The organism is Helicobacter sp. L8 (genome assembly GCF_003660355.1).
Lineage (GTDB): Bacteria > Campylobacterota > Campylobacteria > Campylobacterales > Helicobacteraceae > Helicobacter > Helicobacter labacensis.
The window spans coordinates 110,353-119,660 of the sequence record NZ_QXQR01000005.1 but is presented as its reverse complement, the minus strand read 5'-3'; the positions used below and the strand labels follow the sequence as shown (position 1 = coordinate 119,660).

Here is a 9,308-nt window from a genome sequence, read left to right as displayed (position 1 = left end):
GAGTGGGGGGCGCAGAGGTGGGGGTGTTGTTGGGGATGGAGGCGGTGGGGGGGATGGGGTAGGTTTGTTGGGGTTTGTAACTGCTAAGGGCGTTAGTGGCACTCTGTGCGCTGGCAATCGCGCTTGTTGTGGGGGTGAGTTGGGCTTGCAAGATGTTGGTAACCCCGCTAGTTTGGTTGCTCAAATAGCCAAAATAACCCATAAACATCGCTTGTGCCCACCAGTTATACCCGCACACCGCATAGCCTTCCGAAAAATCCAAACCTATGGCTGGTGAATCGTAGCAGTATTTCACATTGGGACTCTTCCAATTCTTTAAGACTTCCTGTTTTTGAGAAGCCGAAGGGGTGGCAGGGGGACCATTGTGGCTATGCGCTCCGGGTACCACGCTCATAAACCACACCGGGTTGAGCACAAAGGTTTGGAGCATGTCGGGCACAAAGGTGTTCACATACGCGTCCACAAAATTAGTTGCGGTGGTGAAATTGCCCTTATTTAAAGCTTGGCTTAAAGTGTTGTAGAGGCTTGAATTGGCAAAATTGCCCACAAAATTGGCATTTCCCACATAGCCATCCATGAAGTTAAAAAAACTCTCCATGCCTTTCATGGCTGTTTGGGAGCTCACACTCACGCTTTCATGGACACAGCCCCCATAAGCGCAGTTAGAAGGACCAATATAGACATTTTTTTGGAGCTCTGCTACATTAAAGAGGGTATTCCAAATCTCTTGGGGGGTGAAGCCATATTTGGCTGTGGCTTTTTGAAATTTAGCTAAGAGGCTTGTTGTCCCCCCTTCATAACCACAATTGTTGATACTACTCGCTTGGTTATTGATGATAATATCAAACACGCAGGTGTCGCCCGCGTTGATGAAGGCTTTGCCCGTAGTGCCATTATTTAAAAAAAAGGTTTTTCCATCCGCATAGCGCACCCACTGGTTATGGAAAGCGCGCCCTACAATCTGTGTTAGGCTGGTGATTTGGCTAAGGGCTTGGCTAATGGCAGTGGTTTTATCATTGGTGAGGGTGGAGAGCTTGTTGGCGTTTTCAATGGCGATCTTTTGGTTAGCCTTGCTTAATCCTTGAATATCCCCGCTCACCACAGAAATCATATGGCTAATATCCCCGCTGAGGGTGGCGATCGCTTGGCTCACCTGCGCGGGCGTTAAGCTAGAGATATTGCCCTGCAAGATCGGGGGGAGAGCTAGGGGGGTGTAGGGGATGCCTAGTTCTTTAGCCACTTGGGCGATCTGGGTGTTGTAAGAGTCAAAGGTTTTGATCGCATTTTGCAAGATCACTTGGTTTTGGCTGGTGGAGTGGCTTAGGGCTTGCTGGTATTTTTTGAGCGCGCTCTGGGCTTGGTTGACTAGGTTTTGGTTGGCATCTTGGTAGTCTGTTAGGATTTTATTGAGGTAGTTTTGGTAATCCGTAACACTGGTGGTGATTTGGCTAAGATCACCGCTAGGGTTGGCGATATAGCTTTGTATTTTGGCTAAAAGCGTGTTGAGCGCGATCGAGTTGGGGTTTAGGCTTTGGAGCTGTTGGGCTAGGGCTTTGAGCTGGGTGATGGTTTGGGCTTGGTTAGCCTTGAGTTTGGCGATGGCGTTGTTGTAGTCTTGGAGTTCTTGGTGGTAGGCTTGGATTTCTTGCGTGTTATTGCTGGGCACACTGCGCACGCTCTCCACAGAATTACCCCCCCCAAGACTCATCCCAAAGGAGAAAAATGGTCCGTCCAAATACGAGGCAAGGGGGTGGGCTAGCAAAAGCGTGTGCCAACAAGCTAAAACAACAACAAACCTTAGCATGGAGTTATTGTAACCATATTGCCTTTGTAAAATCTATAAAAATTCGCTTTTTGGGGATTACAGAACACGGCGCAACGCACATTCCATCAAGACACCTCCCTAGTGCGCAAAAAACTATGTGCAGGGAGCTTGGCGGGGAGCTTGACTGGGTGGGTGTTACCACTATGGATAGCCTCTAACTCCCTGCCATCTTGCAAGAGAATTTTATACAAGCATAGATAGTAGCGATCCTCAAAGGTGTAAATCTTGCCAATCTCATTGAGGGTTGGGGCTAGATGCGCCTTGTAGGGCAAGATGATTTCATAATTGACATGGGGCTTGGTGGTGAATTTGCACAGAAAGTATTCCCCATTGTCCAACACCTCCCCATTGACTTGAAAATCCCCCTCGCTGATCGCACTCTTAAAATTTTGGGTGTCTAGGCGTTGGTGGGGGCGTTGGATCAAATAGCCTTGCGTGAAACCGCGGTTTTTAAGCGTGGCTAATTCGGCTTGGTAAAGCGCGGGGCGGTGCTGGTTGTTATAATAGTCCTCTATGGCGGTGCGGTAGGTTCTAGTGGTGATAGCAGCATAATAGCTAGACTTGGTGCGCCCCTCAATTTTGAGCGCGCTAATGGCTTTGCTATCCAAGATCGCGCCAATATGGCTAGCCAAATTTAAATCTTTAGCATTGAGAATATGCGTCCCTATGCCCTCCTCTTCTTCAAGGCGCATCATCACGCCCGTATCTGGGTTTTTAATGTAATATTCATAGTCAAAACGGCAATCATTGGCACAGCTCCCCCGGTTAGGCACACGCCCATGTTGCAAGGCTGAGATGAGGCAACGCCCCGAAAAGGCAAAACACATGCTCCCATGCACAAAAATTTCTAATTCTAAATCTGGGAGGGCTTTTTTGATCTCAATCACATCGCTTAGACTCATCTCTCTAGCGACTACAATGCGTTTCACGCCCATTTCATAAAACGCCCGTGCGTCTAAGACATTCATCACATTGGCTTGGGTGGAGAGATGGATAGGAATGTGGGGGGTGAGTTTTTGAGCCAGTTTGAGCACACCAATTGTAGCGATGATGAGCGCGTCCACCTTGCAATCGGCAAGTTTGTATAAATGCTCTTCTAAAAGTTTGATTTGGGAATTAAAAGGGAAGGCGTTCAGCGTGGCGTAAAATTTCTTACCCCGCGCGTGGGTGAGCTCCACCCCTTGTTTAAAACTCTCTAAATCAAAATTTTTAGAGGCGCGACTGCGCAGAGAAAACTGCCCTAAGCCCCCATAGAGCGCGTCCGCGCCATAATCTAGGGCGATTTTGAGCTTATGTAAATTCCCTGCGGGGGCTAGCAATTCTACAGGCATACAAGGGGGTTACTTCTTCCCAAAAGCCGCGATTAATGCCTCAATGTCGCTTTCACTGGCTACACTCTCGCTATCATCACCAATGATGTAAGAGGCAGAACTCACGCGCTTGGAATCCTCAATATTGCCCTCAAACAGAGAGTTCATATACTGCGTAAGCGCGCGCATGACATTGATCACCCGTTCGATCTTTTGGCGGTGGATGTCTTGAAATTGCATGATGTCCATCGCCTGCATCGCGCTATCCAAACACCCCTCTGCGCTCTCTTGGATTCGATCGATCCCCTTTAAAATTTCTTGGGTCTCCTCTAGGGAAGTTTGGAAAGTGCGAATCAAGGGGAAGGCTTGCGCTAGGGTTTCAAAAATCTCTAAATGCTTTTGCAAGGGGGCTTTGATCTGCTTGAGTATCTTGGCGATATTTTCCGAACTTGCGCTAATGTAGTCCAGCTGGTCGAACACTTGGGTGGCTTTAACCTCCGAATCGCGCGTAACATCATCTAGCTGGTGCACCACCTTGTGCTCTTCAGTGGGAGGGGGGGGAGGCCATTCCTCAGAATCCACCTTGCCGTATTTTTCTGCCATTTTTTGATCTACCCTATAGTGTTCGTAAGCATCATCCCAAGTCTTTTCTTTTTCCTCCTTAGGGTGCGCCATTTCGTTGCGTTCTGCCTCCTTGTCCAAGGGCTCCATTGCCTCCAAGCCCCCCGCGTTGATCAAGGCATCTAATTCTTCTTGCGTCATTCACTCTCCTTGAATTTGGGCTGAATTATAGCTAAACACTTTTGCGTCTAGCTTATTGCGCCTTAGAGACGAGCACGGCTTCCATCATCGCATCCAAATCCCCATCTAAGATCGCCTCCACATTGCTATAGGCGATCTCAGAGCGCGCATCCTTAATCTGCTGGTAGGGGGCTAGCACATAACTTCTAATCTGGTGCCCCCAACCAATTTCGCTTTTTTCCTCTGCGCTATTTTGTTCTCTTTGTTTGTGTAGCTCTAATTCATAGAGGCGGGATTTGAGCATTTTAAGAGCCATCGCTTTATTTTTGTGTTGGCTGCGATCGTTTTGGCATTGCACCACAATGCCGGTGGCAAAATGCGTGATACGGATAGCCGATTCGGTTTTATTGACATGTTGCCCGCCCGCCCCGCTGGCGCGGTAGGTGTCAATGCGGATGTCCTTATCCTCAATCACAATATCAATGTCATCGTCCACTTCCGGACTCACCTGCACGCTAGCAAAGCTGGTATGTCTTTTGCCATTGGCATTAAAGGGGGACATGCGCACAAGGCGGTGCACCCCATTTTCATTTTTCATGTAGCCATATACATTGACTCCTCTAATGATAAAAGCCACGCCCTTAATGCCTGCCTCCTCGCCCTCTTGGTAATCTAGCAATTCCACCTTAAAGCCCTTGCGCTCCGCCCAACGCAAATACATGCGATAGAGCATACTCCCCCAATCTTGACTCTCCACCCCCCCAACACCCGGCTGGATACTCACAAGCGCATCGCGCCCGTCATGGGCGTTAGCCAACATCACCCCCACCTCCAAACTCTGCACACGCGCTTGCAAATGGGGCGCGTCTTCAAAGAGTTGACTCAAGGTGTCCGGATCCTCATCTTGCACTAATTCAAAGAGTTCGCGCGCTTCATCTAGGGCATTTTTCGCGCTCTGGTAAGTGGCTAAAAGCCGTTCTATTTTGACCTTCTCTTGGTTTTTAGAGGTGGCGCGTTCTTTATCCTGCCAAAAGAGGGGATTGGCTTGTTCGCGTTCCAAAGAAACGAGCGCGTCCTGCAAACTTTCTGGCTTGATGATTTGGGCAATATTCTGGCACTTGCTCTCTAAGTCCTTGAGTAACTCGCTGTATTGGTAAGCGTCCATGACATTCCATTAAGGGTTTTCTTGTAACATAACATTATTACTTTTAAAGGACGCTCATGTATGCTACTCAAATTTTAGAGGGGATCAAAAAAACCTACCCACACCAACGCGAGTTTCACCAAGCCGTTACCGAGTTGTTGCACTCTCTAGCTCCTGTGCTCAAAGACCCTATCTACCAAAAACACGCTATTTTAGAACGCTTGGTTGAGCCCGATCGCGAGATTTTTTTCCGTGTGGCGTGGATGGACGATGCGGGGAAGATCCAAGTCAATCGGGGTTGTCGAATCGAATTTAATGCCGCCATTGGACCTTATAAGGGAGGCTTGAGGTTTCACCCCAGTGTGAATGAAAGCATTATCAAGTTTTTAGGTTTTGAGCAGATTTTTAAAAACGCCCTCACCACTCTTAACATGGGCGGGGCTAAGGGGGGGAGCGATTTTGACCCCAAGGGCAAGAGCGATGCAGAGATCATGCGTTTTTGCCAAGCTTTTATGGACGAACTCTACCGCCACATCGGCGCGTTAACCGATGTGCCCGCCGGGGATATTGGGGTGGGGGCGCGCGAGATTGGCTATCTCTTTGGGCGTTATAAAAAATTGGTGAATCGCTTTGATGGGGTGTTGACGGGCAAGGGCTTGGATTGGGGGGGGAGTTTGGTTAGAAAGGAGGCAACTGGTTATGGCTGTGTTTACTTCGCCCAAGAAATGCTGGGGGCTAGAAAAGAAGACTTGGTTGGCAAGGTGTGTAGCGTTTCTGGGAGTGGGAATGTGGCGATTTACACCATTGAAAAACTCTACGAAGTGGGCGCACTCCCTGTAACAGCTAGCGATTCAAAGGGCATGGTTTACGATTCTGAGGGGATCGATTTAGACTTGCTCAAAGAGATTAAAGAGGTGCGCGGGGGGCGCATAGAGGAATACGCACAGCACAAGCGCAACGCGCAATACACCGCCGCTAAAGACTACAGGAGTGGCACTAATGGGGTGTGGAGTGTGCCCTGCTTTGCGGCTTTTCCTAGCGCAACCCAAAATGAACTTAGCCTTACAGACGCGCAAACCCTGCTAAACAATGGCTGTAAATGCGTGGTGGAGGGGGCTAACATGCCCTCTAGCACCCAAGCGGCAGAAATGTTTTTGCAGGCTAAGATTTGCTATGGTCCGGGCAAGGCGGCTAATGCGGGCGGGGTGGCTGTGAGCGGGTTGGAGATGGCGCAGAACGCGAGCATGAACCCTTGGAGTTTTGAAGTGGTGGATCGCCAATTACGCACTATTATGAAAGAAATTTTTGAAAACAGTGCCCAAACTGCACAGGAGTTTGGCGATCCCACAAACCTAGTCTTAGGGTCTAATATCGCTGGGTTTAGAAAAGTCGCTGATGCGATGATCGATCAAGGGTATTAGAGGTGGTGTGCTCAGAGGGATTCAAACCCCCGACCTACAGGACCGCAACCTGTTGCTCTATTCAGCTGAGCTATGAGCACCCAAAACGCCCATTATAACAAAATTTGCGCAGTTTTAGGTTAAATTTTACAAAAACTTGTTAAGATGAGGCAAATTAGCAAGAAAGTAGGTGATGGCATGCCCGGGATTAAGGTTAGAGAGAGCGATAGTTTTGATGAGGCTTATCGGCGTTTTAGAAAGCAAACCGATCGCAATTTGATCGTGACAGAATGCCGTGCGCGGCGTTTTTTTGAGTCTAAAACCGAAAAGCGCAAAAAGCAGAAGATCAACGCCAAGAAGAAAATCTTAAAACGCCTGTATATGCTAAGGCGTTATGAATCCAAGCTGTAGGGGGTCTTTGTGGAATTTAGCGGGCATAATGTGCTGGTAACCGGAGCCAATCGCGGGATTGGGCGCGCTGTCGCTCTTTTGTTGGGGCGTTACCGTAATAAAGACGATCAACCCCTGAAGGTGTGGATCAACTACCGCAATGATCACAAGGGCGCAGACGCTCTAAAAGAGGACATTGAAAACTTGGGGGGGCGTGCGGCTTTGCTTAAGTTTGATGTTACCAATGAAGAGGAGTTTGTGGAGGGGATAAGGCTCATTGTGGAGAGCGATGGGGGTTTGAGCTATTTGGTGAACAATGCCGGAATTGTGTTAGACAGGCTGGCTGTGCGCATGAAAACTGAAGAGTTTACGCATGTGCTAGAAACTAACTTGAAGTCGGTTTTTGTGGGCTGTCGCGAAGCCTTGAGAGTGATGGGCAAACAGAAGTTTGGGAGCGTGGTGAATCTCTCCTCCGTGATCGCTGAGAGAGGGAATTTAGGGCAGACTAATTACGCGGCTAGCAAGGGTGGGGTGATTTCCATGAGTAAATCCTTTGCCTATGAGGGGGCTTTGCGTAATATCCGTTTTAATTGTATCACCCCGGGCTTTATCGCCACAGACATGAATGCCGGGCTGAGTGATGAACTTAAGGCGGGCTATTTGAAGAATATCCCCCTAGCCCGCTTAGGGGAGGCTAGAGAGGTGGCGGGGGCGGTGGCGTTTTTGCTTAGCGATTTGGCTAGCTACATCACCGGGGAAACCCTTAAAGTCAATGGTGGCTTGTATATGTAGGCAAAAACCCCTCTTAAAGGAGAAACGATGAAATGGGTGTTTTTAATTTTGTTGTTGGTGATCATTTACTTCCTATATCGGATCGTAGATGTGTTGGAGCACAAGTAACCTTATTTAAGGTTGTTGAAGCGATTTTAGGCTAGAATTTCGGCTTAATTGGAAAATTTGGATAGGAGATTTTATGGCGTTGTTTGAGGAAATTCGGGCGGTGATTGTGGAGCAGTTGAATGTGAGCGAGGCGCAGGTAACAGAGGAGGCGGATTTTATCAAAGATCTCAACGCCGATTCGTTGGATGTGGTGGAGCTGATCATGGCTTTAGAAGAGAAATTTGGGATTGATATTCCTGACGATCAAGCAGAAAAAATCAAAACCGTTGGCGATGTGATTAAGTTTATTGAAGAGCATAAACTAGCGTAGTGGCGTGTTCGTCTTGGCGCATGACTGAAAGGAGAGTTGTTGCGTAGGGTTGTAGTAACGGGCATGGGTATGGTGAACGCCCTAGGTCTAAACAAAGAGATTGCCTTTGATGCCATTGTGCGTGGAGAATGCGGAGTTAGGACAATTTCTTGTTTTGACACAACGGGGTTCCCCGTGCGAATCGCCGCTGAGATCACCAATTTTGACCCCGCTTTTGTCATGAATCTCAAAGATGTGAAAAAGGCAGGTCGTTTTATCCAACTAGCCTTGTTGGCAAGCCAAGAGGCGATGGTGGAGAGTCAAATCCTTGTGGAGGGCAGATGCCCGGAGTCGTTTGCTACGAGAATGGGGGTGAGTTCGGGGTCTGGGATTGGGGGCTTGGGCAATATTGAAGCCAATTCCATTTATTGTTATGATAAAGGTCCTAGAAAAGTCAACCCTTTCTTCATCACTTCCGCTTTGGTGAATATGATCGGGGGGTTTGTGTCCATTGAATATGGCATTAAGGGTCCCAATATTTCTAGCGTAACCGCCTGCGCGGCTGGCACGCATGCCATCATTGAGGCGCACAAAACCATTCTCTTAGGCGGTGCCGATCGCATGTTGGTAGTGGGCGCGGAGTCCACGATTTGCCCTGTGGGGATTGGAGGTTTTGCTTCTATCCGTGCTCTGTCCAACCGCAATGAAGAGCCCCTCAAAGCGTCTAGACCCTTTGATAAAGAGCGCAATGGTTTTGTGATGGGCGAGGGGGCTGGGGCGCTAATCTTAGAGGAATATGAAAGCGCTAAAGGGCGCGGAGCGCAGATAGTCGCGGAGTTGGTGGGCTATGGGGAGAGTGGGGATGCCAGCCACATCACCGCACCAGCACCCAATGGCGAGGGGGCTTATCGTGCCATGCGCTATGCTTTGCAGATGGCTAGCGAGCATGGCGCAAAAGTGGGCTATATCAACGCGCATGGCACTAGCACCAGTTATAATGATCTTTACGAGACGATCGCGCTTAAAAATGTCTTCAATGGTAAAGAGAATGTCCCCCCGGTGAGCTCCACTAAGGGGCAGATCGGGCATTGCTTAGGCGCAGCTGGAGCGATTGAAGCGGTCATCTCTTTAATGGCACTCCAAAGGGGGGTGATGCCCCCTACCATCAACCAAGAAGTTAAGGACCCGGGTTGTGATTTGGATTATATCCCTAATGAGGCGCGTCCCTCTAAATTGCAGGCAGTCATGAGTAACTCCTTTGGCTTTGGAGGCACCAACGCAGTGGTGGTTTTTAAAGCCCTTTAGGTTT

Annotated in this window: 8 protein-coding genes, 1 tRNA gene and 1 pseudogene; 5 read left to right on the top strand and 5 right to left on the bottom strand. The window is 48.9% G+C overall.

Annotated features, from left to right (window positions below):
• From EAO37_RS04390 to prfB, 4 genes and pseudogenes are all read right to left on the bottom strand, one after another.
• Window positions 1-1,804 (bottom strand): annotated as a pseudogene (locus EAO37_RS04390) (hypothetical protein); the annotation flags it as partial.
• Window positions 1,805-1,890: 86 nt separating this feature from the next.
• The gene (locus EAO37_RS04385) at window positions 1,891-3,156 is read right to left on the bottom strand and encodes a peptidase U32 family protein (RefSeq protein WP_120951798.1); all 1,266 of its coding nucleotides are present in this window, start codon (window positions 3,154-3,156) and stop codon (window positions 1,891-1,893) included.
• 9 nt (window positions 3,157-3,165) lie between these two features.
• On the bottom strand, window positions 3,166-3,897 hold the full coding sequence (gene cheZ, locus EAO37_RS04380; RefSeq protein ID WP_120944146.1) for a protein phosphatase CheZ: 732 nt from the start codon (window positions 3,895-3,897) through the stop codon (window positions 3,166-3,168).
• A 52-nt stretch (window positions 3,898-3,949) separates the two neighbouring features.
• On the bottom strand, window positions 3,950-5,041 hold the full coding sequence (gene prfB / locus EAO37_RS04375) for a peptide chain release factor 2 (RefSeq protein ID WP_120951795.1): 1,092 nt from the start codon (window positions 5,039-5,041) through the stop codon (window positions 3,950-3,952).
• 56 nt (window positions 5,042-5,097) lie between these two features.
• On the opposite strand from prfB, the gene gdhA reads away from it, so the two are divergent.
• Window positions 5,098-6,441, top strand: coding sequence for an NADP-specific glutamate dehydrogenase (gene gdhA, locus EAO37_RS04370; protein ID WP_120944150.1), 1,344 nt, complete (start codon window positions 5,098-5,100; stop codon window positions 6,439-6,441).
• A gap of 3 nt (window positions 6,442-6,444) precedes the next feature.
• On the opposite strand, the gene EAO37_RS04365 is transcribed toward gdhA, so the two are convergent.
• Window positions 6,445-6,521 (bottom strand) — tRNA-Arg (locus EAO37_RS04365).
• Between the two features lie 97 nt (window positions 6,522-6,618).
• Here EAO37_RS04365 and rpsU point away from each other — a divergent pair.
• The 4 genes from rpsU to EAO37_RS04345 all read left to right on the top strand — a co-directional run bounded on the left by rpsU (window position 6,619) and on the right by EAO37_RS04345 (window position 9,304).
• The gene (gene rpsU / locus EAO37_RS04360) at window positions 6,619-6,831 is read left to right on the top strand and encodes a 30S ribosomal protein S21 (RefSeq protein ID WP_120944152.1); all 213 of its coding nucleotides are present in this window, start codon (window positions 6,619-6,621) and stop codon (window positions 6,829-6,831) included.
• A gap of 9 nt (window positions 6,832-6,840) precedes the next feature.
• A complete protein-coding gene (gene fabG, locus EAO37_RS04355) occupies window positions 6,841-7,602 on the top strand; it encodes a 3-oxoacyl-ACP reductase FabG (protein ID WP_120951792.1) in 762 nt (253 codons plus the stop codon).
• Between the two features lie 181 nt (window positions 7,603-7,783).
• Window positions 7,784-8,020: an acyl carrier protein gene (gene acpP, locus EAO37_RS04350; RefSeq protein WP_120944156.1), complete on the top strand. Its 237-nt coding sequence runs from the start codon at window positions 7,784-7,786 to the stop codon at window positions 8,018-8,020.
• Window positions 8,021-8,059: 39 nt separating this feature from the next.
• A complete protein-coding gene (locus EAO37_RS04345; protein WP_120944159.1) occupies window positions 8,060-9,304 on the top strand; it encodes a beta-ketoacyl-ACP synthase II in 1,245 nt (414 codons plus the stop codon).
• Window positions 9,305-9,308: the final 4 nt, after the last annotated feature.